We start from the raw sequence: 23,614 nt of genomic DNA, 5'->3' as shown, positions 1-23,614 counted from the left end.
AAATCTGTTTTAAAAACAGCCTATTACGGCAGCCGAGCGCGGATCGCGCGCTCGATCCCTTCGGCGTCTAGGCCGCAGTCGCGCAGAAGCTCGGCGGGGGTGCCGTGTTCGACAAAAGCGTCGGGTAGGCCGAGGTTCAACACTTCAAGCTGCACGCCTTCGGCGGCGAGCAGCTCGTTCACCGCACTGCCGGCGCCGCCGGCCACCGCGTTCTCCTCCAGGGTGACCAAAAGCTCGTGCTCGTCGGCGGCGTGGAGTACCGTGTCGCGGTCAAGCGGTTTGATCGCGCGCATATTGATGTGGGTGGCGTTTAAGCGCTCGGCCACCTCGGCGGCGGCGCTGTTCAAGCTGCCAAACGCGAGCAAGGCAATGCGCATCCCCTCCCCGTCTTTGGCGCTGCGGCGGATTTCGGCCTTCCCGATGGGGATAGGCTCAAGGTGCGTGGGAATCTCAACGCCCGGCCCCGTGCCGCGCGGATAGCGCACCGCCGCCGGGCCGGGGTGGTGATAGGCGGCGCTTAACATGGCGCGGCACTCGGCCTCATCGGCGGGAGCGAGAATCACCACTCCCGGCACGCAGCGTAGAAACGAGAGGTCCATGCTGCCGTGATGGGTCGGGCCGTCCTCGCCGACCAGCCCCGCGCGGTCGATGGCAAAGGTGACATCGAGTTCTTGCACCGCCACGTCGTGAATCAACTGGTCGTAGCCGCGCTGCAAAAAGGTCGAGTAGATCGCCACCACCGGCTTCATGCCTTCGCAGGCCATGCCGGCGGCAAGCGTCACCGCGTGCTGCTCGGCAATCGCCACGTCGAAGTAGCGCTCGGGGTAGGCTTGGGAGAAGCGCACCAAATCGGAGCCTTCGCGCATCGCCGGGGTAATCCCCATCAAGCGGCTATCCGCTGCGGCCATGTCGCACAGCCAGTCGCCGAAGACGTTGCAGTACTTCTTCTTTACGGGCGGTTTCGTTACGGGCGGTTTCTTAGCCGGCGCTTGCGTGATTGCGGCGGTTTTCGCCAGCGGGTCGGGTTTTTCCAGCTTGGTGATCGCGTGGTAGCCGATCTGGTCGGCCTCGGCGGGCAAAAAGCCTTTGCCCTTGATCGTCTTGATATGCAGAAACTGCGGCCCCTCAAGCTCGCTTAGGTGGGTGAGCGCTTGGGTGAGCGAGTCGAGATCATGGCCGTCGATGGGGCCGACGTAGTGAAAGCCCATCTCTTCGAACAGGGTGGCGGGGCTGACCATGCCCTTCATGTGCTCCTCGGTGCGCCGCGCTAGCTCCAGGGCGCCGGGCAGATGCGAGAGCACCTTTTTGCTCTCTTCGCGCATCTTGAGGTAGGGCTTGCTGGAGAGCACCCGGGCGAGGTAGGTGGCGATACCGCCGACGTTTTCCGAGATCGACATCTCGTTGTCGTTGAGCACCACCATCAGATTGGCGTCGACATGCCCGGCGTGCGCCAGCGCTTCAAAGGCCATGCCCGCGGTGAGCGCGCCGTCGCCGATCACCGCGCACACGCGGCGCTTCTCGCCTTGCGCCTTGGCNAGATGCGAGAGCACCTTTTTGCTCTCTTCGCGCATCTTGAGGTAGGGCTTGCTGGAGAGCACCCGGGCGAGGTAGGTGGCGATACCGCCGACGTTTTCCGAGATCGACATCTCGTTGTCGTTGAGCACCACCATCAGATTGGCGTCGACATGCCCGGCGTGCGCCAGCGCTTCAAAGGCCATGCCCGCGGTGAGCGCGCCGTCGCCGATCACCGCGCACACGCGGCGCTTCTCGCCTTGCGCCTTGGCCGCCAGCGCCATGCCAAGCGCGGCGGAGATCGAGGTGCTCGAATGGCCCACGCCGAAGGTGTCGTACTCGGATTCGGCGCGCCGTGGGAAAGCGGCCAGCCCCCCGTGCTGACGAATGCTCAGCATCGCCTCGCGGCGCCCGGTCAGCACCTTGTGCGGGTAAGCCTGGTGGCCAACGTCCCACACCAGCCGGTCGTGGGGGGTGTGAAACACGTGGTGCAGCGCCACGCTCAGCTCGACCACGCCAAGCCCCGCGCCAAAGTGACCGCCGGAGACGCCGACGCTGTAGAGCAGGTAGGCGCGCAGCTCATCGGCGAGCTGGGCGAGCTGTGCCGCGCTCATGGCTCGCAGCGCCGCGGGGTGGTCAAAAGAGTCGAGCAGCGGCGTGGCCGGGCGCTCGCGGGGAATCTCGTCGAACAGCTTCATGGGCACTCTTTATAAAGACACAAAAAAGAAACGCTTAATGCGGCGCAAGAAAACGACGCGGACGGGCGCGCGTGGTGCCGGCATCGGCATTAATAGTCGCGCTCGATCATGTAGTGGGCCAACTCGGCCAGCGGCGCGGCATTCTCGCCCAGCGGGGAGAGTGCGGCGATGGCCTCGTCCATGAGGCGCTTGGCTTTTTGTTGCGCGCCGCTCAGCCCCAGCAAGCTGGGGTAGGTGGGCTTGGCCCGGGCGGCATCGGCGCCGGAGGCTTTGCCCAGCGTCGCCGTGTCGCCGGTGACGTCCAGGACATCGTCATGAATTTGAAACGCCAGGCCAATCGCGCGCGCGTAGCGGGCCAGCGCGTCCAGGCGCGGGTCGGTTTCGGTGACCGCAATCAGGCCGCCCAAGCGCACGGCGGCTTCGATCAGCGCGCCGGTTTTATGGGCGTGCATGTGCGCCAGCGCCTCGACATCCGGATGCCCGCCCACAGCGTCCAAGTCCAGCGCTTGGCCGGCCACCATGCCCTCGCGCCCCGAGGCCGTGGCCAGCGTGCGTACCAGGCTGCCCAAGCGTGGGTGGGGCGTATTGGCCAGCACCTCAAACGCCAGTGACTGCAGGGCATCGCCGGCCAGAATCGCGGTGGCCTCGTCAAAGGCCTTGTGGACGGTGGGTTGGCCGCGGCGCAGGTCGTCGTCGTCCATCGCCGGCAGGTCATCGTGAATCAGCGAGTAGGCATGGATTAGCTCAATCGCGGCGGCCGGGGCGTCGAGCGCCTCGTCATCGGCCCCCAGGGCGCGGCCGGCGAGATAGACCAAAAGCGGGCGCAGGCGTTTGCCCCCCACCAGCAGGCCGTGGCGCATGGCGGCTTCCAGGCGCGGAGCCGTGGCCGGGCGTGCCTCAAACAGCGCCGCAAGCGTGGTATCGACGCGAGCGTTGCTCGCGCGGCGCAGGGTTTCCAGCACCGGTGTTTGCATGGCTACCATGGCGGGTTCTCCTCGCCGCCGGCGTCTTGGTCCGGCGCGTTGAACGGCGTCACGGCCAGCCGTCCGTCGCTATCTTCGCTTAGCGCGCGCACTTTGAGTTCGGCGTTGTCCAGGCGTTTTTGCGCCTCGCGGGTGAGGGCCACGCCCTGCTCAAACGCCGTGAGCGACTCCTCAAGCGAAAGCGCGCCTGACTCCAGCCGCTCGACGAGCGCTTCTAGCTGCTCCACCGTGGCCGCAAAGTCCTGCTGGGGAGCGCCCTGATCGGGGGACTCCTGCGGGGAGGAAGATGTCGAGTCACTCATCGCCGATGCCTGCCGTTTCTCAAAGTCCACGTTTTCTAACGACCACGCTTAAGAGCGCGTGTCATGCATAGTAGCCGCCCAGTATACACCGACCACCCCCCGGCGCGTCTGCCCGCGTGTCAGTGAATATGGTCAACGTCTCGGCAAACCATGCACGCCGCTCATGCAAAGCGCGCAGACTTTTCATCTCGCCGGCCCCGCCCGAGCGCCGTGGCTGTGCTAATATACGGGCCTTTCGTGAACCGATACACGGCGGAAACCGCCGATCAATGAGGTTGATTCAGCCATGGCTAAAACGTCCCTGGACAAGAGCAAGATCAAGATCCTGCTGCTCGAGGGCGTCCACCAGAGCGCGGTGGACAATTTTCATAACGCAGGTTACGAGAACATCGAGCATCTGCCGACCTCGCTAGATGAAGAGGCGCTGATCGAGAAGATCCGCGACGTTCACTTCATCGGCATTCGCTCGCGCACGCAGCTCACCGAGCGCGTGTTTGCCGCGGCAGAGAAGCTTGTCGGCGTTGGCTGTTTCTGTATCGGGACCAACCAGGTCGACCTGGACGCGGCGCTTAAGCGCGGCATCGCGGTCTTCAACGCGCCCTACTCCAACACCCGCTCGGTGGCCGAACTGGTGCTCGCCGAAGCGATCATGCTGCTGCGTGGCATCCCCGAAAAGAACGCCCGCGCCCACGAAGGCGGCTGGCTGAAATCGGCGAAAAACTCCCATGAAGCGCGGGGCAAAACCCTGGGCATCGTGGGTTACGGCAGCATCGGCGCGCAGCTCTCCGTGCTTGCGGAGTCGCTGGGCTTCAACGTCATTTACTACGATGTGATCGCCAAGCTGGGCATGGGTAACGCCTCCCAGGTCGCAAGCCTTGAGGAGCTTCTGCGCCGCGCCGACGTGGTCAGCCTGCACGTGCCGGATTTGGCCTCGACCCGCTGGATGATCGGCGAGAAAGAGATCGCGGCGATGAAGCCGGGGGCGATTTTGCTCAACGCCTCGCGTGGTAGCGTGGTCGAGATCGAACCGCTGGCCGAGGCGCTGAAGGCGGGTCGGCTCAACGGCGCGGCGATCGACGTCTTCCCGGTCGAACCCAAGGGCAACGACGAAGAGTTCGAAAGCCCGCTGCGCGGTTTGGCCAACGTGATTTTGACCCCGCACATCGGCGGCTCGACCCTGGAAGCCCAGGAGAATATCGGCATCGAGGTCTCCGAGAAGCTGATCACCTACTCGGATAACGGCACCACCGTCACCTCGGTCAACTTCCCCGAGGTGGCGCTGCCGGCGCATCCGGACAAGCACCGCCTGCTGCATATCCACGACAACGTGCCGGGCGTGCTCTCCGAGATCAACCGCGTGCTGTCGGAGAACGGCATCAACATCTCCGGGCAGTACCTGCAGACCAACGAGAAAGTCGGCTACGTGGTGATCGACGTGGACAAAGCCTACGGCCCGCAGGCGCTTGAAGCGCTCAAGGACGTTTCGCATACGCTGAAAATTCGCGTGCTCTACTCAACACAAAACGACGCGACACAAAACGACTAAACGCAGCGCGTTTTTCGCTGTCATAACCGACGCCCCGCCTAGGCGGGGCGTCGTTGTTGTTAATGGTCCGCCCTTTACGGGGGCGACAACCAGGAGTTCACATGCCCCACCCCACCTCAACGCCGCCCATTGTGGTCGCGGCGATGTACAAGTTTGTCACGCTGGATGACGCTGAAGCGCTACGCGAGCCGCTGCGCCAAACCATGCTGGATAACGGCGTCAAAGGCACGCTGCTGCTGGCCCATGAGGGCATTAACGGCACCGTCGCCGGCACCCGCGAAGGCATCGAGGCGCTGCTCGCGTGGCTCACCGCCGACCCGCGCTTGCGCGATATCCCCCATAACGCGGCGCACTATAAAGAGTCCTACTGCGACGTGCCGCCGTTTTACCGCACCAAGGTCAAACTCAAAAAAGAGATCGTCACGCTAGGCATGCCGGGGATCGACCCCAACGACACGGTCGGCACTTACGTTGAGCCCGAACAGTGGAACGCACTGATCTCGGACCCGGAAGTGCTGGTGATCGATACCCGCAACGATTACGAGGTCGAGATCGGCAGCTTCGAGGGCGCGATTGACCCCAAAACCGCGACCTTTCGCGAGTTCCCCGACTACGTGCGCGAGCACTACGACCCCGCGCGGCACAAAAAAGTCGCGATGTTCTGCACCGGCGGCATTCGCTGCGAAAAAGCCTCTAGCTTTATGCTCAAGGAGGGCTTTGACGAGGTCTACCACCTCAAAGGCGGCGTGTTGAACTATCTGGAAAAGGTGCCCGAAGCGCAGTCGCTGTGGCGCGGCGACTGCTTTGTGTTTGATAACCGCGTCACCGTGCGCCACGATTTGAGCGAAGGCGCGTTTGAGCAGTGCCACGCCTGTCGCCGGCCGATTTCTGTCGAAGATATGAACTCAAGCGCCTACGAGCCCGGCATCAGCTGCCCCCACTGCATCGATTCGCTGCCGGAGAAGACCCGCGCCGCGGCCCGCGAGCGTCAGCGTCAGATTGAGCTGGCCAAGGCGCGCGGCGAGCCGCACCCGCTCGGGCGCGACCCGCGCGATACCCAGCGCTAAGAGAGCAATAAGTGATAGGAGAGAACAATGACAATGACGCCAACAACCGCAGAATCGCTGCTTACACGCGACGACCACCAGGGCGTTGCGACGCTCACGCTCAACGCGCCGAAAAATTTCAACGCGCTCTCGGAGGCCATGCTTGATGCGCTGCAAGGCGCGCTCGATGCGATCAAAGCCGACGAGAGCGTGCGCTGCGTGGTGCTCGCCGCCGAAGGCAAAGCCTTCTGCGCCGGGCACGACCTAAAGCAGATGCGCGCCAACCCCGATAAAGCCTACTACCAGACGCTGTTTGCCCGCTGCGGCGCGGTCATGCAGGCGATCGTCAATCTGCCGGTGCCGGTGATTGCCAAGGTCCAAGGCATCGCCACCGCCGCCGGCTGCCAGCTGGTGGCGAGCTGCGATTTGGCCGTGGCGGCCAAAAGCGCGCGCTTCGCCGTTTCGGGTATCAACGTGGGGCTTTTCTGTTCGACGCCGGCGGTGGCGCTATCGCGCAACGTGGCGCGCAAGCGGGCGATGGAGATGCTTTTGACCGGCGAGTTTATCGACGCCGACACCGCCGCCGAATGGGGGCTGGTTAACCGCGTCGCCGAGGATGAACAGCTCGATGAGGCGGTGGCGGAGCTCACCGCGAGCATCTGCGCCAAAAGCGCGGTAGCGGTGCGTACCGGCAAGGCGATGTTCGCCCGCCAGCTCGCCATGCCACTGGATGAAGCCTACGCTTTCGCCGGCGAGACCATGGCGTGCAATATGCTCGCCGATGACGTGGCCGAAGGGATCGACGCCTTTATCCAGAAGCGCCCACCGGAGTGGAAGCACCGCTAGCGCGCCCTGATCGGCCGGCGCCTAGTGGTGGTAGTGAGACACACCGAAAAAGTTGGAAAGCGTTTCCGTAAACGCGACAGGCGACGCGAAAGCGCGTTATCCTCACGCTTTTGTCGCGTGAGGAGAAGCAGGGTGAGTGAGGTCAAACGCAGAGCCGCCGGGCGGCCGGCGAGTGGGGCCAAAGCCAGCGGTGGCCATAGTCAATCGCTGGTGCGCGGATTAACGCTTCTGGAGGATCTGTCGCAGAGCCCGCGCGGGCTTTCGCTCTCCGAGCTTGCCGAGATAGCAGATTTGGCGCCTTCCACCACGCACCGGCTGCTGCAGGCCCTGCAAAGCCAGGGGTTTGTCACCCAGGAGAACGAGCAGGGGCTGTGGCGCATCGATGTCAAAACCTTTCGCATCGGCAATAGCTTTCTCGAAGCGCGGGATTTCATCGCCACCAGTCGGCCGTTTCTGCGTCGCTTGACCCAGGCCACCGGCGAAACGGCCAACCTAGGCATTCGCGATGGCGCCACGGCGGTGTTTCTCGCTCAGCACGAATCGCCGCAGATGATGCGCATGATTACCCGGCTAGGCTCGCGGGCGCCGCTGCACGCCTCCGGCGTGGGCAAGGCGCTGCTGGCGTGGATGCCCTGTGAGGAGCGCGCGCAGCTGCTTGAAGGTCGCGAGCTGGTTCAAGTCACCGACAACACCCTCGCCACCGCGGCAGCGCTGCAAGAGGAGATGGCCCGCATTCGCGCCGACGGTTTCGCCTGCGACCGCGAAGAGCATGCCATCGGCCTGCACTGCGTGGCCGCCTGTATCCACGACGAGTACGGCAGCCCCCTGGCGGCGATTTCCGTTTCCGGCCCCATGGCGCGCATCCCCGAAGCGCGGCTTCAAGAGCTTGGCGGCCTGGTGCGGGCCACCGCGGCGGATATTACCGCGCAGCTCGGTGGCCACGCCCCGGCGTAGCGCCGCTTGTTCAGCCTCTTTTTCATTGCCCTGGGTAGCGCCACGCTGCTGCCCGGCGCCTCGGAGGTGTGGCTCGCGCGGCAGTGGTGCCTAGGCGAGCCTGCACTGGCGCTGTGGGCGGTGGCCACGCTCGGCAATACGTTGGGCAGTTTGATCAACGTGGCGCTGGGGCGTTACGCCCGCCGCTTTCAGGATCGCCGCTGGTTTCCTGCTTCCCAGCAGGGGCTCGCGCGTGCCGAGCGCTGGTATCACCGCCTGGGTGAATACAGCCTGCTGCTCTCCTGGATGCCGGTGGTGGGGGATCCGCTCACGGTGCTTGCCGGCGTGTTTCGCCTACCGTGGTGGCGAGCGCTTACCTGGATTTTACTGGCAAAAGCCGGACGCTACGCGTTGGTGCTGGGGTTGGCGCAAACCTGGCTTATGCCGCTATGCTAGCGCCTGTTAGGGGCGCGAAGATCGCTAAACAGCGTGTTAGGCTATCGCTAAGCGTGTCTTGATAAACACGACTCAATAAGGGAGGAAGAAGTGTGACGCGATTACGACTCTTGCCTTGGCTGGGCATCTGGCTATTCGCGCTGCTGGCGCTAATGGCGACGCCTGCCGTGGCGCAAACCGCCAGTGATGCGGGTAGTGGCAGCGAGGTCTCTTTAACCAACCTGGCCGATTTGCTGGAAAACGAGCAGTCGCGTCAAGAGCTGATCGACCTGCTGCGCAGCCAGGCAGCCGATGTCTCAAGCGAGGCTGAAGCCGCCGCGCAAGGCAGCGAGATGTCACCGGAAGAGGTCTCGTTGCCGCGTCAGCTCGCCGAGATCACCAGCCGCGTGGTGAGTGACGTAGGTGGGCAACTTGAGCAGGCGGTGGCGATTGTCGCGGATCTCTTCAGCGGCGAAAGCGCCAGCACGTTTGAAATGTCGGCGTTTACCACCGCGGCGATTAACCTGGGGTTGGTGATTCTCGCCACTTTTGTGCTCTTTGTGCTGTTTCGACGGGTTTGCAAGCCGCTTTTCACCAAGATTAGCCACTGGTCGCAGCAAGGCGCTGGCTTAACGCCGGTGCTGCGGCTGGTGCTGTGCGTGGCGATCGCCGCCGTTATCGACATACTGATCGTCGCCTTTGCCTACGTGGGCGGTAATCTGATCGCGACCTTCGCCGTGGGCGAGAGCGGCGACCTTTCCACCCGCGCATCGCTATTTCTGAATGCGTTTTTGGTCATTGAGCTGATCAAAGCCGGGGTGCGGATGCTGTTCTCCTCGCGCTACGAAGGCCTGCGCTTGCTGCCCATCTCGGCCGACGAGGCGGCCTACTGGAACCGCTGGCTGGCGCGTCTTGTGGGCATGGTCGGTTACGGGCTGATGGTGGTCGTGCCGCTGGTGAACTTCTATATCGCCCCGGCGCTTGGCCAGGCGCTGGGCACGCTGATCATGGTGTGCGCGTTTATTTATGCCGTGGCGGTGATTCTGAAAAACCGGGTACGCCTGCGCGATAACATCAATGTCATGTCGACCAACGCAAGCTTTACCGCCAGTCGCGTGTCGCTACAACTGTTCGCACGGACGTGGCATCTGTTCGCGCTGCTCTACTTCCTGGTGGTGTTTGTCCTCACGCTGACGCGCCCGGGCGATGCGCTGCCCTTTGTCATGTTCGCGACACTACAAACCCTGGCGGCGGTTGTCTTGGGCCTCTTGGCTTCGGCCTTTTTGACCCAGACCATCGGCCGGCGGATCAAGCTCTCGCCGGAGCTGCGCCGCAAGCTGCCGCTGCTGGAAAAGCGCCTCAATAGCTACGTTCCCAATGCTCTGCGTATCCTGCGCACGGTGATCGGCGTGGCGGTGATCATGGTGGTACTCGATGCCTGGGGTGCCTTTGACCTACCCGCGTGGTACGCCTCCGAGGCCGGCGCCAATATGGTAGGCAATCTGACCAGCGTGGCGGTGATTTTGATTGTCGCGATCGGGGTGTGGCTGGGGCTCGCCAGCTTGATCGAGCATAAACTCAACCCCGAAACGGGCAGCGGCGAACCCTCCGCGCGGGCAAAAACCCTGTTGAGCCTGTTCCGTAATGCCTTGGCGATCGCCATGGTGACCATCACCGGCATGATCGTGTTGTCCGAAATTGGCATCAACATTGGCCCGCTAATCGCCGGTGCCGGTGTGCTGGGCTTGGCGATTGGTTTCGGCGCCCAGAAGCTGGTGCAGGACGTGATCACCGGCATCTTTATTCAGGTGGAGAATGCCATGAATACCGGCGATGTGGTCACGGTGGGCGGCATTACCGGCACCGCTGAGCGCTTGAGCATTCGCTCGGTGGGGATTCGCGACCTCTCCGGCACTTACCACCTGATACCGTTCTCCAGCGTGGACACCGTCTCGAACTACATGCGCGAATACGGCAACCACGTCGGCGAGTACGGCATCGCCTACCGCGAAAGCATTGATGACGCCGTCGATCAGCTCCAGCTCGCCTTTGAAGACCTGAAGGCCAGCGAAGAGCACGGCAATAAGCTGCTGGAAGACCTCACGGTGGCGGGTGTCACGGCCCTGGCGGATAGTTCGGTGAATATCCGCGTGGTGATCAAGACCACACCGGGCGATCAGTGGGCCGTGGGTCGCGCCTATAACCGCTTGGTTAAATTGCGCTTCGACGAGGCGGGTATCGAGATCCCGTTCCCGCATACCACGCTCTACTTCGGCGAAGACAAAGAGGGCAACGCCCCGGCGGCGAACGTGCGGGTGATCAAAAGCACCGCGGTCGATCGTTCGCGCAGCGAAACGGTCAGCCGTGACGATCCGGAGCACGGGGTGCAGACCTCCGCCGAGGAGGAGCACACCAAACCCACCGACGACGATGTGTCGTAACAGCGCATCCTGATACAAACGGGCCGCCTTATTGGGCGGCCCTTTGGGTTAGTCACGACGCTGCGCGCGCACATCATTAAGCGGGATAGTTCTCCGAGTGGCGCCCCTCCACGTTGATCGACTCGCCGCCGTCGACAAACAGAATCTGCCCCACCACAAAGGGGTTCTCCAGCACATAGCGCAGCGCGGCCACCAAGTGGTCCGGGTCGCCTTGGCGCTTGGCGGGGATGCCGTCGATGCGCCACTCGATGTAGTCGCTGGTGCGCTGGGACGCGGGCAGTACCACGCCGGGGGCGATACCGTTGACCCGGATGCGCGGAGCGAACTCCAGCGCCGCCATGCGAGTCATCTCGGCTAGGCCCTTTTTGGATAACAGGTACGCGGCGTAAGGGTACTGGTGGTAGGCGATCTTGTTATCGATGATGTTGACCACGCAGCCCTCCTCGACGGCCTCGGCAAAGTGACGCGTCAGCAGCAGCGGCGTAAACATATTGACGCGAAACTGGGTCTCCAGCATGCCCAAGTCGGTTTCGGCAAGGGGAGCGGGTTCATACGCGGAAGCACTGTTAACCAGTAGGCTCAAGCCGGTAAAGCGCGTTTTGACGTTTCTGATCAGCAGGCCAAGGTCATCTTCCGGCGCATCGCTTAAAAAGTTGCAGGCGAAGATGTCGCACTCGCGGCCTTTCTTGCGAATGTCGTTAGCGACTTCGCGGGCCTCGTTGCGCGAGCTATTCACGTGAAGGGCAATATCGTAGCCAGCATCCGCCAGTGCTTCGGCGAAGTGGCGCCCTAGACGCGTGGCGCCGCCGGTGACCAGTGCAGCTTGTGCGCTCATGGCTGTCTCCTCATGGTGGGCAAGAGCGGGTAGGCAAGAACCGTCACTCTCGACGTGAGGAGAGCGGTTGTCAATAAGTTGTACGTCTCTTCTACAAACAGGGCTTGCACAAAAAGGGGGAAGCGTTAGGCTAATAAATCAGCCCTTTCACTTGCTCACTGCCAAGGAACTGTTATGCCAAAGGCTTCATCAACCGCGACACAGACGCCGCATGAGTGCGTGATTTCGGTGGGCTCGAACATCGACCCCGAACACCACTATACGCAGGTGATCGAGATTCTCAGCCAAGAGTGCGAGCTGATTGCCCATACCACGCCCATTCGCACGACCCCCGTGGGCTATCAGGCGCAGCCCGATTTCCTCAATAGCGCCGTGCTGGTGCGCACATCCCTCCCACAAGCGGATTTCAAAGAGTACCTAAAGCGCATCGAGGACCGGCTGGGGCGCGAACGTGGGCCGATTAAATCCGGCCCGCGGACCATGGATTTGGATATCATCGCCTGGGACGGCGAACTGGTTGACGAAGGCTACCATCGCCACGACTACGTGCGCGAGCCGGTCGATGAACTTCTTAAAGAGAGCGGCCGCACGCTGAACGGTGGGTGATAGATAGTGGTAGGGCTCTTGTGGCCAGGTGCTTTATCGTCCGCTTTCGAGTTCATGCCATACTCGGAGAACAATAATGGCACTGGCATGCACCGAATAGCGGATAACGTACTGGCCAAAAACCATGTCGCGAACGGAATCGGGCACCGGCGCCATTTCAACCGGCGCCCCCATTTTGGGGAAGTCGGGTAGCAGTGCGATTTTACCCACCAGCTCCGTGGCTATCCTGCTGGCGGCAGTGGGGTTGTGAGTCGCGATGAATTCCCGTAGGCGGTGCAAATCAGCAATGGCTTCATCCGTGTAAACCAGTTTCACTTACCTGACCTCGGTGTGTCCTGCTCGTTTTCGCTTCCCCAGCTGTTGAGCCAGTTATGAACCTTGCTAGCATCAACCACCTTTCCTTGAGCAGCCGACTCCATTGCCACTAGCGTTTGCTGCCAGCGCGCTTGTTCACGTTCTTGTTTTTTTATGTATTCCGATAGTGCCTGGTTGATCACCCAGCCTTTGCTCCGATGGAGCCTGCCGGCGATGGCTTCCAGGTGCTGTTCGACATCTGCCTGAAGGCGAACGGTAGTGACGCCCATAATGGTACCCTCAAGGTTGGTGACTACAATGTATTACAGCATAGTCACCGGGGGGCGGCAAAACACTGGCTCCTTATATTGTTTTCTCCCGCACTCCGCAGCCTTTCAGTACGATGCGGGTAAGAAAGGCGGTGATCTCTTCGATATCGTCGTCGCTGAGGGTGGCTTTGCCGGTGATGCCGAGCACCTGGGCTTCAAAGTCGGCGTAGTGCTGGGTCGATGACCAGATCAGAAAAATCAGCCAGACCGGATTCACCGGGTCCATCAGGCCGCGTTCGGCCCACTGCTCGAAGATCCGCGCGCGGCTCTCGACCCAGTCGCGCAGCTCCCCGCGCAGATACTCCTGTAGAAAGGGCGCGCCGCCGAGAATCTCCGCGGCAAAGAGCCGTGACCCCTCAGGGTGGCGAAGCGAGAGCTGCATCTTGCGGCGAATGAACGCCGTGATCACGTCCGCGGGGTTATCCTCCACCGAAATGTCATCAAGCAGTGCGTTCCAGCGCTGCATCATCCGCGCCAGCAGGCGCACATAGAGCGCTTTCTTGCTGCCCATGTAGTAGAGCACGTTGGATTTGGGTAGCCCCGCCGCCTCGGCGATCGCCTGCACGCTCGCGCCGCGATAGCCGTGGCGGGCAAAAATGGGCTCGGCGGCGGCGAGGATTATGTGCTCGTTGCGCGCCCGTGTGGCCTCGTTACGTTTCGCAGGCGCCTTAGCGGCCAAAGGGGGTTGCGTCATACCGGCTCCTGAAATGGTGGCCCGCGACTTGCATTGTCATACGGACTGACCCATGCTTGGGTATCTTCCTGACCATTTGGTCAACATGTGAGTTAATGCCATGATCGACTTCCTGCTTAACGGCCAGCCGCGCAGTGTGGCGGCCACGCCCGATACCAGCGTGCTCGAACTCTTGCGCGACACGCTCGGCCAGACGGGCACCAAGGAGGGCTGCGCCTCCGGCGACTGCGGTGCTTGCACCGTCGCGGTCGGTGAAGCCGATGAGGCGGGAAAAATGCACTACCATAGTGCCAACGCCTGCATCATGCCCGCCCATCAACTGCAAGGCCGCCATCTGGTGACGGTCGAAGGGCTCGCCGACGGCGATAGCCTGCATCCGGCACAGGCGGCGATGGTGGCCTGCCACGGTAGCCAGTGTGGCTTCTGTACGCCGGGGATTGTGATGTCGCTGTTCACCCTCCACGAGGCGCAGTCCGAGACCCCCGCGCCGCTTACACCCGAGCGCCTGGAAGCCGCGCTCGGCGGCAACCTATGCCGCTGCACCGGCTACCGGCCAATCCGCGACGCCGCCCTTACCATGGGCGAGCATCCGGCGCCGCGCGAGGCGTGGTGGTTTGAGGCGCCTGCGATGGCAAGTGCGGTGCAGACGGATGCAGGGGAAGCAGATAGTACACCACCTGACGAACGCTTTCTTCAGCCCACTACCTTGGCCGCGCTGCTCACCGCGCGCAAGCGCCACCCTGACGCCCCCTTGGTGGCCGGGGGCACCGATCTGTGGCTGGATGTCACCCAGAACCTGGCGCGCTATGAGCACGTGATCGACGTTACCCGCGTTGATGAGCTGTCCCGTATCGAGGCCGCCACGCTCGACGATGGGCGCGAAGGCTGGTGGGTTGGCGCGGCGGTGACCTACACGCGTTTGACGCCGCTTTTGGATGAGCACTTCCCTGCGTTTGCCCACCTGCTCCACCGCTTGGGCTCGGCGCAGATCCGCAACCGCGGCACGCTTGGGGGCAATGTCGCCAACGCCTCGCCGATCGGCGACACCCCGCCGGTGCTGCTTGCGCTTGAGGCACGGCTGTTGCTGGCCGGCCCCGAGGGCGAGCGCGAGCTGGCGTTGGACGACTTCTTCCTCGATTACAAGAAAACCGCCCTGGGCGAAGGCGAGGTGATTCGAGCGATCTTTTTGCCCGCGCCGAAACCCGAGCATGTGCTCAAGGTATGGAAAATTTCTAAGCGCCGCGAGGACGATATCTCCGCGCTTTTGGGGGCCTTTCACTGGCGCCTAGAGGGCGGCGTGTTACGCGAGGTGCGTCTGGCCTTCGGCGGCATGGCGGCCATCCCTAAGCGTGCTTATATCGCCGAGTCCGCCCTGGAAGGGCAGCCTCCCACGGAGGCGACTTTCACCGCGGCCCGCTCGGCGCTGCTGGAGGCGTTCACGCCCATGAGCGACGTGCGCGGCAGCGCCGATTATCGCCGCCTGGCCGCCGCTAATTTACTCGAACGCCTGCGCCGCGTGGTGGTCGACTGCGACTCAGCCGAGGAGGTCATGCTCAATGCGTACGCTCACTAAGCTAAACCAAGAGCGCGGCCCCGATGTGAGCGCCGACTCCGCCGCCGCCCGCGAAGAGCAGAAGGGGCGCATCAAGGGCGATGGTCCGCTGGCGCGGGATACCGTCCATAACGCGCCGCTGCGCCACGTTCAACAGCCTTCACAGCAACATGCGCAGGCTCACGAGAGCGCGGTGAAGCACGTTACCGGCCGCGCCGCCTATATCGATGATCTCAAGGCGCCGGCCGATACGCTACATATTGCCCTGGGGCTCTCGAAAGTCGCCCACGGCCGGCTCACGGAGCTGGATCTGGCCCGCATTCGCTTGCTGCCCGGCGTGGTCGATGCCGTCGGCGTTGATGACGTGCCGGGGCACACCGATATCGGCCCGGTATTTCCCGGCGACCCGATTTTCGTTGAGTCCGAGATCAGCTACGCCGGGCAGGTGCTGTTTGCCGTGGCCGCCGAGAGCCAGCGCGCCGCACGCGAGGCCGTCAAGGCCGCTTTCGACGCCGGCATGGTCAAGGTGGATGCCCAGGCACCCAGCCTCGACCCGGTGGCCGCCACCGAGCGCGGCGAATTGGTGCGCCCTACCCATGTGCAGCAGCGCGGCGACTGGGAGCAGGCGCTGACCGATGCCGCGCATGTGATCGAAGGCGAGCAGTTTGTCGGCGGCCAGGAGCACTTCTATCTGGAAGGTCAGGCCTGCCTGGTCACGCCCACCGAGGACGAAGGCGTGGTGGTTCACACCTCCAACCAGCACCCCAGCGAGACCCAGAAGCTCGTCGCCGAAGTGCTGGGCATCCCGCTGCACGCGGTCACCGTGGAGGTGCGCCGCATGGGCGGCGGCTTCTGGTCTGCCGCCGCACCGGTCGCGCTGCGCGCGTGCGCCTGCCGCGTAGCGAGGATATGCGCGCCACCGGCAAGCGCCACCCCTTCCACAACCGCTACCGGCTGGGCGTGGATGACAGCGGCGTGATTCAGGGCGGCGAGATCACCGTGATCGGCGATTGCGGCTACTCGCCGGATCTTTCCGACGCCATCGTTGACCGTGCCATGTTCCACAGCGATAACGCCTACTCGCTGGGCGCGGCGCGGGTGACGGGCCATCGCGCGCGCACCCATACCGCCTCGAATACCGCCTTTCGTGGCTTCGGCGGCCCGCAGGGCATGATGGCGATCGAAGCGGCGATGGATGATATTGCCAGGCGTCTGGGCGAAGACCCGCTCACGGTGCGCAAGCGCAACCTCTACCGCAAAGATGCCTCGCCGACGCAACGCCAAAACCGTATCAGCCAGCGCAATATCACCCACTATGGCCAGTCGGTGGATCAGACCGATCTGCTGCATACGCTGGTCGAGCAGTTGGAAACCAGCAGCGACTACTGGGCACGCCGTGAGGCGATCAGCGCTTTCAACGCGCAAAGCCGCGTGATTAAAAAGGGCCTGGCACTGACGCCGGTGAAGTTTGGTATCTCGTTCACCGCCAAGCACCTCAATCAAGCCGGCGCTCTGCTGCACGTTTACACCGACGGCAGCGTGATGATCAACCACGGCGGCACCGAAATGGGGCAGGGGCTGCACACCAAAATCATCCAGGTGGTGGCCCGCGAGCTGGGCCTTGACCTCAGCGCGGTGCGCATTAGCGCCACGCGTACCGATAAGGTGCCCAATACCTCGCCCACCGCCGCCTCTAGTGGGGCGGACTTGAACGGCCAAGCAGCGCGCGATGCCTGCGTGAAGCTCAAGGCGCGCCTTTTTGATTTCGCCGCCGAACATTACGCTGCGGACGTTGACGCTATGCGCTTGGAAGCGGGCCATCTGATCGCCGGTTGGGGTGAGAGCGAGCAGCGCATCCCGTGGGGTGAGCTGATTCAGACGGCCTACTTTGGCCGCGTTTCGCTCTCGGAGAAGGGCTTCTACGCCACGCCGCTGATCCACTACGATCGCAGCGTTGGCCAGGGCAATCCGTTCTACTACTACGCTTTCGGTGCGGCGGTCTCGGAGGTCAGCGTCGATACCTTAAGCGGCGAGTACCAGGTGACGCGCGTGGATATCCTTCACGACGTGGGCGACTCACTGAACCCGGCCATCGATATCGGCCAGGTCGAGGGCGGCTTTATCCAGGGCATGGGTTGGCTGACCAGCGAGGAGCTCAAGTGGAACGACGCCGGGCAGCTTATGTCCACCGGCCCCGCGACCTATAAAATCCCCACCTTTGGCGATCTGCCGCCGGTGTTTAACGTCGCGCTGATGGAGGGCCACCCCAACTCGATGGCGAGCATCTACCGCTCCAAAGCGGTGGGCGAGCCGCCGTTCATGCTGGCCATCTCGGTGTGGTCGGCGCTGCGCGATGCCCTGGCAAGCCTCAAGGAGTACCGCATCTCACCGCGCCTGGATACCCCGGCGACCCCCGAGCGCGTGCTGCTGGCCGCCGAAGCGCTGCGTGCCCGGGAGGCACCTTGAACGCCGCTGATACCTGGCACGCCGCGCTCCACCGGCTGCAGCGCGAAGGCTTGCCCCATGTGCTCGCCACCCAAGTGACCAGCGCGGGCTCCACGCCCCGGGAGCCGGGCGCGCGCATGGTGATCACCGCGGACGCCGTGTTCGATACCCTAGGAGGCGGGACCTTTGAGTGGCAGACCATCGCCGCCGCCCGGGAAAAGCTCGCCGCGGGCGAGGCAGGCATGTCCCTGGAGGCGTTTTCGCTCGGCGGGCGTAGCGGCCAGTGCTGTGGCGGATTCGTCAACGTACTGCTTGAGGTCTTTCCGGGTAGCGGCACGACGCTGGCGCTCTTTGGCGCCGGCCATGTCGGGCGCAACGTCGTGCAGCTTGCCGCACCGCTGGGCTGGCGCATGCTATGGTTTGATAGCCGCGAGGGCGCTTTCCCCAGCTGGGCCGGCGAGCAGCCGCGTTTAAGCTGCCACGCTGTGGTTGAGGTGAAAAGCGCCGTTGCCACGCTGCCTTCTGGCGCCCATGCGCTGGTGATGACCCATGACCATAGCGAAGATCGCGCGCTGGTCAGCGCGCTGCTCGCGCGCGGCAATTGCGCCTCCCTCGGTTTGATTGGCTCGCAGAGCAAGTGGGCGAGCTTTCGCGCCTGGCTTTCACGCGAAGGCCACGACGAGGCAGCGCTGGCCAAGGTGCGCTGCCCGTTGGGGATGGCGAGTGGCTCAAACGTTGATAAAAGCAACATTGATAAAACCAAGGGCGGCGATAAAACCCCCTACGCCATTGCGCTCGCCACCGTCGCCGAGCTGTTGCCGCTGGCGACAACTCCCGTGCGCGGTGAGCAGCGCGGCTTGAGTCGTGAGGCGCTAAAGCCGCTGTTTTCCACCCCTTCTGTTCATCCTGATGATACCTGACACTATGACCGCGACTGATGCTATTACCGACTCCCGCGGCGGCGCCTTTGTGCTGCGCGCCGAACTGCTAAGTTTTGATGCCGACCCCGGCGATGGCGATACCCCGCTGCCGGGCAGCGTGCGCCACTTAACCGACGGTGCGCTGTGGCTCGAAAACGGCCACATTCGCGCGGTGGAGGAGTTCGAGCACCTCGCGGCGCAACTGCCCGACGGCATCGAGATCATCGACCATCGCGGCAAGCTCATCATGCCCGGCTTTATCGATAGCCATGTGCACTACGTGCAGCTGGAGATCATGGCCTCCTTCGGGCGGCAGCTACTCGACTGGCTCAACGATTACACCTTTCCTGAAGAGTGCCGCTTCGCCTCGCGCGAGCACGCCGAGACAATGGCTGAGGCGTTTCTTGAGGAGCTTTTGCGCGTGGGCACCACCACGGCGCAAGTGTTTGGCTCCAGCCACCCGGGGTCGATGGACGCCTTCTTTGCCGCCAGTCAGCGCCGCGAGCTTCGCATGCTCGCCGGCAAGGTGCTGATGGATCGCCACGCTCCCGAGGCGCTCACCGACGACACCCTTGGTGGTATCCGCGATAGCGAGCGCCTGATCGCCGACTGGCACGGCAAGGGCCGCCTGGGGTATAGCGTTACGCCGCGCTTCGCCCCGACCTCCACCCGGGCGCAGCTCGACGCCGCCGGTGGGCTTTTGCGCAGCGACCCGAGCCTGTGGTTGCAGACCCACCTGGCCGAGAACACCGGCGAGATCGCCTGGGTGGCTGAACTGTTCCCGGAGAGCCGCGACTATCTGCATGTCTACGAGCAGTCCGGCCTGGTCGGCCCGCGCAGCACCTTTGCCCACGGCATCCATCTGGATGATGGCATGCGCACGCGCCTGGCCGAGCGCGGTGCCAATATCGCCTTCTGCCCCAGCTCCAATATGTTTCTCGGCAGCGGCCTGTTCGACCGCCGCGCCGCCCGGGAGGCCGGCATGAACGTGAGTATGGCCAGCGACATCGGCGCGGGGACGGACCTTTCGGGATTGGCAACGCTCAAGGCCGCCTACCAGGTGGGCCAGCTGCGCGGCGAGGCGCTGACCGCCTGGCAGGGCTTTTACGCGCTGACGCTGGGCAACGCCCAGGCGCTTTCGCTCGCGGGCCATATCGGCCGGCTGGCCGAGGGGATGGAAGCGGATTTCGTGGTGCTGGACCTGGCCGCGACGCCGCTACTCGCGCGGCGCACGGCGCGCTGTCAGACGCTTGCTGAGCGCATGTTTGCGCTGATGATGCTCGGCGACGACCGCGCCATCTATGAGACCTGGGCCAACGGCCGCTGCCAGCACCGGCGTGACGATTCATAGCGAGCGCGTCCACGCCTGGCGGTGACTCTATCACCGCCAGGCTGGCCGTCACTCCTGGGCCTTCGCCTCTGCTTTTGCCTGTTCCACCGCCTGCTCTTGTTCCAGCCGGTCGCGGCGGTTGGGTTTGCCCGGCAGTACCGCATCAAGCAGAAGTGCGGCCAAGGCCGCCGGCACCAGACCCGATTTCAACAGCAAGCCCACCTGGCCGGGCATGGTCTCGGCGATGGCCTCGACCGCGGGCAGGCCAATGCCCAAGCTCATGGCCACGGCGATAATCAGCATGGCGCGTTGGTCCAGCTCGCACTCCTGAATGATCTTCAAGCCTGCCGAGGCGATCATGCCAAACATGACGACCCCCGCGCCGCCCAGTACGGCCGGTGGCATCGCGGCGACTAACCCGCCTAGCTTGGGAAATAGCCCCATGCAGATCAATAAGATGCCGCCAATGGTGACCACGTGGCGGCTGACCACCCCGGTTAGGGTAATGAGCCCGACATTCTGCGCGTAGGCGGTATTGGGCAGGGTATTGAATAGCGCGGCAAAGGAGGTAGCCACCCCATCCGCCATGACGCCCCCCGATAGCTCGCGATCCTTGGCGTGGCGCCCGGCGCCGCCCATTGTGATCGCCGAAATATTGCCGATGGTTTCCAGGCCGACGACAAACATAATCAACGTCATGCCGATGATCGCGGTCAGATGAAACTCCATGCCATACTGCAACGGCTTGGGAAAGGCAAACCAGGCCGCGTCGGTGACGCTGGAAAAGTCCACCAAGCCCATGGCAATCGCGACCAGGTAACCGCTGACCAGCCCTATGAGGACGGAGGACGCTTTTAGAAAGCCACGCCCGAATTGGTGTACCACGATCGTGACCACCAGCACAAAGAGCGCCAGCCCGAGATTGGTGGGGGAGGCGAAATCATCGGCGCCCACGCCGCCCGCGGCGTAGTTAATCCCTACCGGCATTAACGTAATACCGATCAGCAGCACGACGATCCCCGTCACCACCGGCGAAAACCAGTGGCGAATCTTTTTCAGAAACGTGCCTAAAACGACCTGCAACAAGCCCGCAATGAACGATGCGCCGAGTACCGCCGCCAGCCCAAAAGATCCCGCCAGCGGCAGGGCCACCGGCAGAAAGCCGAAGCTGGTGCCCTGGACAATGGGCAGGCGCGCGCCGACTGGCCCTACGCCGATGGTTTGCACCAGCGTGGCGATACCCGCGACAAACAGCGCCACCTGAATAAGGAAAATCTGCTCGCCCGTGCCGGCACCGATGACGCCGGCAATGATGATCGGCGGCGTCACGTTGCCGGCGAACATGGCCATGATGTGCTGCAGCCCTAACGGTACCGCCTTGGAGAGCGGCGGCATCGCGTTAGGGTCTTGGTTAATCGTCCGTGACGGGCGAGCGGGTTGATCGGGGGGATGAGACATAGCGAGCCTTTTGTGTATGTTGTTGGCCTTTCAAGGGTGATTTATTGCATCCATATACACATAAGATTGTATACAGGAATAAATTTCAATCACCACTTTGGTGGAAGGTTCGCGCGGTCAGTCCTCCCGCCGGCAAACGTTACACACGGCTAGCGCGTCAGGCGGTCGCGCAGGCGCAACTTGCCGATACGGTTAATCTGCTCGATGGCCGTGCGCCGCTCGGTCGCTAAGTCGTTATCGATGCGCGCTTCAAAGGCGCGCAAAATAGCGTGGCGGTCCAAGCCTTTCACGGCGATGACAAAGGGAAAGCCAAATTTATCTTTGTACGTTTTGTTCAGGCGCTCAAAGCGCGCGAACTCCTCGGGCGTGCACTGATCCAGCCCCGCGCCGGCTTGCTCACGCGTTGAATCGGAGGTGAGCTCTCCCGCGAGAGCCGCTTTGCCGGCCAAATCCGGGTGGGCGCGAATCACCGCAATCTGCTCGTCGCTGCTGGCCTGTTTAAGCATCTCTCCCATTAGCTCGGCAAGGGCGTCGGGGGTGTCGTGCGCCGGGGTTAACCCTTGTCGCCAGGCGGCTTCGGCCACCCAGGGGGAGTGCTCGTAAATATCACCGTAATGGGCCACGAAGGCGTCTACATCGAGCGCGCTGGGGCGGGGTTCAAGAACGGAGCGAGGCGTAGGGGTCGACATGCTTTCTCCCGTATTGTGTGGGTTTTGATTTCAATACTGTATACAATAAAAACGACGGAAGGTACTCTCAACTGACGAATAACGCTCAGCGGGTCTCGCTCAACCTCACCGCCAATGCTCATTAAGGAGGCAAGATGGGACGCTTAACCACCCACGTACTGGATACCGCCCAGGGCCGCCCCGGCCAGGGCATCATCATTGATGTGTATCGCCTGTCAGGCACGCAGCGCGATCACCTAGCAAGCGTGACCACCAATGACGACGGCCGCTGCGATGCCCCGCTGCTTGAGGGCGAGGCGTTTACGGTAGGGGAGTACGAGCTGGTCTTTCACGCCGGCGACTACCTGCGCCGCCAGCAGCAGGAAGCGTCGGAGCCGCGCTTTTTGAATGTGATTCCGCTGCGCTTTGGCGTCGCCGATGAAAGCCAGCATTACCACGTGCCGCTGCTGCTCTCGCCTTACGGCTACACCACCTATCGCGGCAGCTAACGCCGTTAACGACGCGTAAAGGGAGAGCGCCATGTACGGCTATATCGTTGATGTCGTCAATTTGCTGCTGCGCTGGCTGCACGTCATTGCGGCCATTGCCTGGATTGGCGAATCGATCTACTTCGTGATGCTGGATAACAGCCTGCGAACACCCAAAGCCGCGGAGGACCGCGAAAAGGGCGTGTTCGGTGAAATGTGGGCTGTCCACGGCGGCGGTTTTTACCACAATCAGAAATACACCACCGCGCCGGCCAAACTGCCCGGTGATCTGCACTGGTCGTTCTGGAAGGCTTACACCACCTGGCTGACCGGTTTTGCCCTGTTCGTGGTGCTGTACATGGCAAGCCCCGACTTTTACCTGGTGAACGCCAATAGCCCCTGGGCGTGGGCGGCGGATCTCGACGGCTGGCAGGCCAACCTGCTGGCGCTGGCGTTTCTGCTCGGCGGCTGGGTGGTTTACAACGAGCTGTGCAAGCGCATTAGCCCCAACATGGAGCGTGATGGCCTGCTAAGTGTCGCCGTGGCGGTCATGATGGTCGTGGTGGCGTATCTGAGCACCCAGATGTTTACCGGGCGCGCGGCGTTTCTGCTCACCGGCGCGGTGATGGCCACGGCGATGTCGGCCAACGTCTTCTTCTGGATCATTCCCGGGCAGCGGCGCATGGTGAACGCGATGCAGGCGGGCGAGACGCCCAACCCGCTGGACGGCAAACGCGGCAAGCAGCGTTCGGTGCACAACACCTACTTCACGCTGCCGGTGGTGCTGTTGATGATCAGTAACCACTACTCGTTCCTCTACTCCCATGAACTTGCGTGGGTGGTCATGGCGCTGCTCATCTTCGCCGGAGCGGTGATTCGCCAGTTTTTCGTGCTCATGCACGCAGGCCACAACAAACCGCTCTACCTGGTGGCCGGTGCCGCGTTGATTGTGCTGGCATTCGTGGTCGGCGCGCCCAGCGCCTCCGGCCCCGCCTCAGCGGAGAGTGAAGCCCCGGGGCGTGAGCAGGTGAGCGCGATCATCGCGCAGCACTGCGTGCAGTGTCACGCCCGCGACCCCGAGCATGCTGCGTTCAGCGCGCCTCCCGCGGGCTATGCCTTTGAAAGCTGGGAAGCGATCGCGCAGCAGCGCGAGACCATCCAGCAGGTCGTGGGCAACCACTATATGCCGCTGGGCAATATCACTAACATGACCGCTGAGGAGCGCGATATCATCGCAGCCTGGGAGGAGTGAT

The 23,614-nt window shown here is 63.1% G+C and carries 21 protein-coding genes and 3 pseudogenes; 14 read left to right on the top strand and 10 right to left on the bottom strand.

Annotated features, from left to right (window positions below; genetic code table 11):
• Positions 1-23 precede the first annotated feature (23 nt).
• From dxs to BQ9846_RS07070, 4 genes and pseudogenes are all read right to left on the bottom strand, one after another.
• Positions 24-1,535, bottom strand: a pseudogene (dxs, locus tag BQ9846_RS07080) (1-deoxy-D-xylulose-5-phosphate synthase); the annotation flags it as partial.
• 21 nt (positions 1,536-1,556) lie between these two features.
• Positions 1,557-2,210, bottom strand: a pseudogene (locus tag BQ9846_RS17245) (1-deoxy-D-xylulose-5-phosphate synthase N-terminal domain-containing protein); the annotation flags it as partial.
• An 89-nt stretch (positions 2,211-2,299) separates the two neighbouring features.
• On the bottom strand, positions 2,300-3,193 hold the full coding sequence (gene ispA, locus BQ9846_RS07075) for a (2E,6E)-farnesyl diphosphate synthase (protein WP_075880223.1): 894 nt from the start codon (positions 3,191-3,193) through the stop codon (positions 2,300-2,302).
• Positions 3,187-3,495 (bottom strand): exodeoxyribonuclease VII small subunit, encoded by a 309-nt coding sequence (locus BQ9846_RS07070; protein WP_075880221.1) that lies wholly within the window; start codon positions 3,493-3,495, stop codon positions 3,187-3,189. The genes ispA and BQ9846_RS07070 overlap by 7 nt, the downstream gene beginning before the upstream one ends.
• Positions 3,496-3,781: 286 nt before the next feature.
• Between BQ9846_RS07070 and serA the strand changes: the two genes are divergently transcribed.
• The 6 genes from serA to ybiO all read left to right on the top strand — a co-directional run bounded on the left by serA (position 3,782) and on the right by ybiO (position 10,742).
• Positions 3,782-5,041, top strand: a complete 1,260-nt coding sequence (serA, locus tag BQ9846_RS07065; protein WP_075880219.1) for a phosphoglycerate dehydrogenase — start codon at positions 3,782-3,784, stop codon at positions 5,039-5,041.
• A 101-nt stretch (positions 5,042-5,142) separates the two neighbouring features.
• Positions 5,143-6,108: an oxygen-dependent tRNA uridine(34) hydroxylase TrhO gene (trhO, locus tag BQ9846_RS07060; RefSeq protein WP_075880217.1), complete on the top strand. Its 966-nt coding sequence runs from the start codon at positions 5,143-5,145 to the stop codon at positions 6,106-6,108.
• A 33-nt stretch (positions 6,109-6,141) separates the two neighbouring features.
• Entirely contained in the window at positions 6,142-6,933 is a 792-nt protein-coding gene (locus tag BQ9846_RS07055; RefSeq protein ID WP_422821892.1) for an enoyl-CoA hydratase, read from the top strand.
• 132 nt (positions 6,934-7,065) lie between these two features.
• Entirely contained in the window at positions 7,066-7,887 is an 822-nt protein-coding gene (locus tag BQ9846_RS07050) for an IclR family transcriptional regulator (protein WP_075880213.1), read from the top strand.
• 6 nt (positions 7,888-7,893) lie between these two features.
• Positions 7,894-8,322 carry a YqaA family protein gene (locus tag BQ9846_RS07045; protein ID WP_075880211.1) on the top strand — a complete coding sequence of 143 codons (429 nt, stop codon included), beginning with the start codon at positions 7,894-7,896 and terminating at the stop codon, positions 8,320-8,322.
• 92 nt (positions 8,323-8,414) lie between these two features.
• The gene (ybiO, locus tag BQ9846_RS07040; protein ID WP_075880209.1) at positions 8,415-10,742 is read left to right on the top strand and encodes a mechanosensitive channel protein; all 2,328 of its coding nucleotides are present in this window, start codon (positions 8,415-8,417) and stop codon (positions 10,740-10,742) included.
• Positions 10,743-10,818: 76 nt separating this feature from the next.
• On the opposite strand, the gene BQ9846_RS07035 is transcribed toward ybiO, so the two are convergent.
• On the bottom strand, positions 10,819-11,577 hold the full coding sequence (locus BQ9846_RS07035) for an SDR family oxidoreductase (RefSeq protein WP_075880200.1): 759 nt from the start codon (positions 11,575-11,577) through the stop codon (positions 10,819-10,821).
• A 174-nt stretch (positions 11,578-11,751) separates the two neighbouring features.
• Between BQ9846_RS07035 and folK the strand changes: the two genes are divergently transcribed.
• On the top strand, positions 11,752-12,183 hold the full coding sequence (gene folK / locus BQ9846_RS07030; RefSeq protein WP_075880198.1) for a 2-amino-4-hydroxy-6-hydroxymethyldihydropteridine diphosphokinase: 432 nt from the start codon (positions 11,752-11,754) through the stop codon (positions 12,181-12,183).
• A 33-nt stretch (positions 12,184-12,216) separates the two neighbouring features.
• Here the strand turns inward: folK and BQ9846_RS07025 are convergent, their stop codons facing one another.
• The 3 genes from BQ9846_RS07025 to BQ9846_RS07015 form a co-directional block, all read right to left on the bottom strand.
• On the bottom strand, positions 12,217-12,498 hold the full coding sequence (locus tag BQ9846_RS07025) for a type II toxin-antitoxin system RelE/ParE family toxin (RefSeq protein ID WP_075880196.1): 282 nt from the start codon (positions 12,496-12,498) through the stop codon (positions 12,217-12,219).
• On the bottom strand, positions 12,495-12,767 hold the full coding sequence (locus tag BQ9846_RS07020) for a CopG family ribbon-helix-helix protein (protein WP_075880194.1): 273 nt from the start codon (positions 12,765-12,767) through the stop codon (positions 12,495-12,497). The genes BQ9846_RS07025 and BQ9846_RS07020 overlap by 4 nt, the downstream gene beginning before the upstream one ends.
• A gap of 73 nt (positions 12,768-12,840) precedes the next feature.
• On the bottom strand, positions 12,841-13,500 hold the full coding sequence (locus tag BQ9846_RS07015; RefSeq protein ID WP_075880192.1) for a TetR/AcrR family transcriptional regulator: 660 nt from the start codon (positions 13,498-13,500) through the stop codon (positions 12,841-12,843).
• Between the two features lie 100 nt (positions 13,501-13,600).
• Between BQ9846_RS07015 and xdhA the strand changes: the two genes are divergently transcribed.
• The 5 genes and pseudogenes from xdhA to guaD all read left to right on the top strand — a co-directional run bounded on the left by xdhA (position 13,601) and on the right by guaD (position 19,768).
• A complete protein-coding gene (gene xdhA, locus BQ9846_RS07010) occupies positions 13,601-15,073 on the top strand; it encodes a xanthine dehydrogenase small subunit (protein WP_075880190.1) in 1,473 nt (490 codons plus the stop codon).
• A pseudogene (locus BQ9846_RS17240) lies at positions 15,057-16,243 on the top strand (molybdopterin cofactor-binding domain-containing protein); the annotation flags it as partial. The gene xdhA and the pseudogene BQ9846_RS17240, both read left to right, overlap by 17 nt.
• Entirely contained in the window at positions 16,223-17,518 is a 1,296-nt protein-coding gene (locus tag BQ9846_RS17235) for a molybdopterin cofactor-binding domain-containing protein (protein ID WP_422821891.1), read from the top strand. The pseudogene BQ9846_RS17240 and the gene BQ9846_RS17235, both read left to right, overlap by 21 nt.
• Positions 17,515-18,417 carry a xanthine dehydrogenase accessory protein XdhC gene (xdhC, locus tag BQ9846_RS07000; RefSeq protein ID WP_075880188.1) on the top strand — a complete coding sequence of 301 codons (903 nt, stop codon included), beginning with the start codon at positions 17,515-17,517 and terminating at the stop codon, positions 18,415-18,417. Before BQ9846_RS17235 ends, xdhC begins: the two co-directional genes overlap by 4 nt.
• Positions 18,418-18,421: 4 nt before the next feature.
• On the top strand, positions 18,422-19,768 hold the full coding sequence (gene guaD, locus BQ9846_RS06995) for a guanine deaminase (RefSeq protein WP_075880186.1): 1,347 nt from the start codon (positions 18,422-18,424) through the stop codon (positions 19,766-19,768).
• 48 nt (positions 19,769-19,816) lie between these two features.
• Here the strand turns inward: guaD and BQ9846_RS06990 are convergent, their stop codons facing one another.
• Together BQ9846_RS06990 and uraD are read right to left on the bottom strand one after the other, a co-directional pair.
• Positions 19,817-21,205, bottom strand: coding sequence for a uracil-xanthine permease family protein (locus BQ9846_RS06990; protein ID WP_075880184.1), 1,389 nt, complete (start codon positions 21,203-21,205; stop codon positions 19,817-19,819).
• Positions 21,206-21,354: 149 nt separating this feature from the next.
• The gene (uraD, locus tag BQ9846_RS06985; RefSeq protein WP_075880182.1) at positions 21,355-21,894 is read right to left on the bottom strand and encodes a 2-oxo-4-hydroxy-4-carboxy-5-ureidoimidazoline decarboxylase; all 540 of its coding nucleotides are present in this window, start codon (positions 21,892-21,894) and stop codon (positions 21,355-21,357) included.
• A gap of 134 nt (positions 21,895-22,028) precedes the next feature.
• Here uraD and uraH point away from each other — a divergent pair, with 134 nt between their 5' ends.
• Both uraH and BQ9846_RS06975 read left to right on the top strand, forming a co-directional pair.
• Positions 22,029-22,382 carry a hydroxyisourate hydrolase gene (uraH, locus tag BQ9846_RS06980; RefSeq protein WP_075880180.1) on the top strand — a complete coding sequence of 118 codons (354 nt, stop codon included), beginning with the start codon at positions 22,029-22,031 and terminating at the stop codon, positions 22,380-22,382.
• 31 nt (positions 22,383-22,413) lie between these two features.
• The gene (locus BQ9846_RS06975) at positions 22,414-23,613 is read left to right on the top strand and encodes a urate hydroxylase PuuD (protein WP_075880178.1); all 1,200 of its coding nucleotides are present in this window, start codon (positions 22,414-22,416) and stop codon (positions 23,611-23,613) included.
• The last annotated feature ends 1 nt before the right edge of the window (position 23,614 follow it).

The organism is Vreelandella massiliensis, assembly GCF_900155385.1.
GTDB classification, from domain to species: domain Bacteria; phylum Pseudomonadota; class Gammaproteobacteria; order Pseudomonadales; family Halomonadaceae; genus Vreelandella; species Vreelandella massiliensis.
The sequence above is the reverse complement of the archived record's forward strand: the minus strand, read 5'-3'. Positions and strand labels throughout refer to the sequence as shown.

Coding starts and splice junctions, on each gene's coding strand:
- BQ9846_RS07020 (WP_075880194.1), bottom strand. CDS start 12,767: ATGGGCGTCACTACCGTTCGCCTTCAGGCAGATGTCGAACAGCACCTG.
- BQ9846_RS06975 (WP_075880178.1), top strand. CDS start 22,414: ATGTACGGCTATATCGTTGATGTCGTCAATTTGCTGCTGCGCTGGCTG.
- BQ9846_RS06990 (WP_075880184.1), bottom strand. CDS start 21,205: ATGTCTCATCCCCCCGATCAACCCGCTCGCCCGTCACGGACGATTAAC.
- BQ9846_RS17235 (WP_422821891.1), top strand. CDS start 16,223: ATGATGGCGATCGAAGCGGCGATGGATGATATTGCCAGGCGTCTGGGC.
- uraD (WP_075880182.1), bottom strand. CDS start 21,894: ATGTCGACCCCTACGCCTCGCTCCGTTCTTGAACCCCGCCCCAGCGCG.
- BQ9846_RS07055 (WP_422821892.1), top strand. CDS start 6,142: ATGACGCCAACAACCGCAGAATCGCTGCTTACACGCGACGACCACCAG.
- BQ9846_RS07070 (WP_075880221.1), bottom strand. CDS start 3,495: ATGAGTGACTCGACATCTTCCTCCCCGCAGGAGTCCCCCGATCAGGGC.
- serA (WP_075880219.1), top strand. CDS start 3,782: ATGGCTAAAACGTCCCTGGACAAGAGCAAGATCAAGATCCTGCTGCTC.
- trhO (WP_075880217.1), top strand. CDS start 5,143: ATGCCCCACCCCACCTCAACGCCGCCCATTGTGGTCGCGGCGATGTAC.
- xdhA (WP_075880190.1), top strand. CDS start 13,601: ATGATCGACTTCCTGCTTAACGGCCAGCCGCGCAGTGTGGCGGCCACG.
- BQ9846_RS07035 (WP_075880200.1), bottom strand. CDS start 11,577: ATGAGCGCACAAGCTGCACTGGTCACCGGCGGCGCCACGCGTCTAGGG.
- folK (WP_075880198.1), top strand. CDS start 11,752: ATGCCAAAGGCTTCATCAACCGCGACACAGACGCCGCATGAGTGCGTG.
- ispA (WP_075880223.1), bottom strand. CDS start 3,193: ATGGTAGCCATGCAAACACCGGTGCTGGAAACCCTGCGCCGCGCGAGC.
- uraH (WP_075880180.1), top strand. CDS start 22,029: ATGGGACGCTTAACCACCCACGTACTGGATACCGCCCAGGGCCGCCCC.
- BQ9846_RS07015 (WP_075880192.1), bottom strand. CDS start 13,500: ATGACGCAACCCCCTTTGGCCGCTAAGGCGCCTGCGAAACGTAACGAG.
- guaD (WP_075880186.1), top strand. CDS start 18,422: ATGACCGCGACTGATGCTATTACCGACTCCCGCGGCGGCGCCTTTGTG.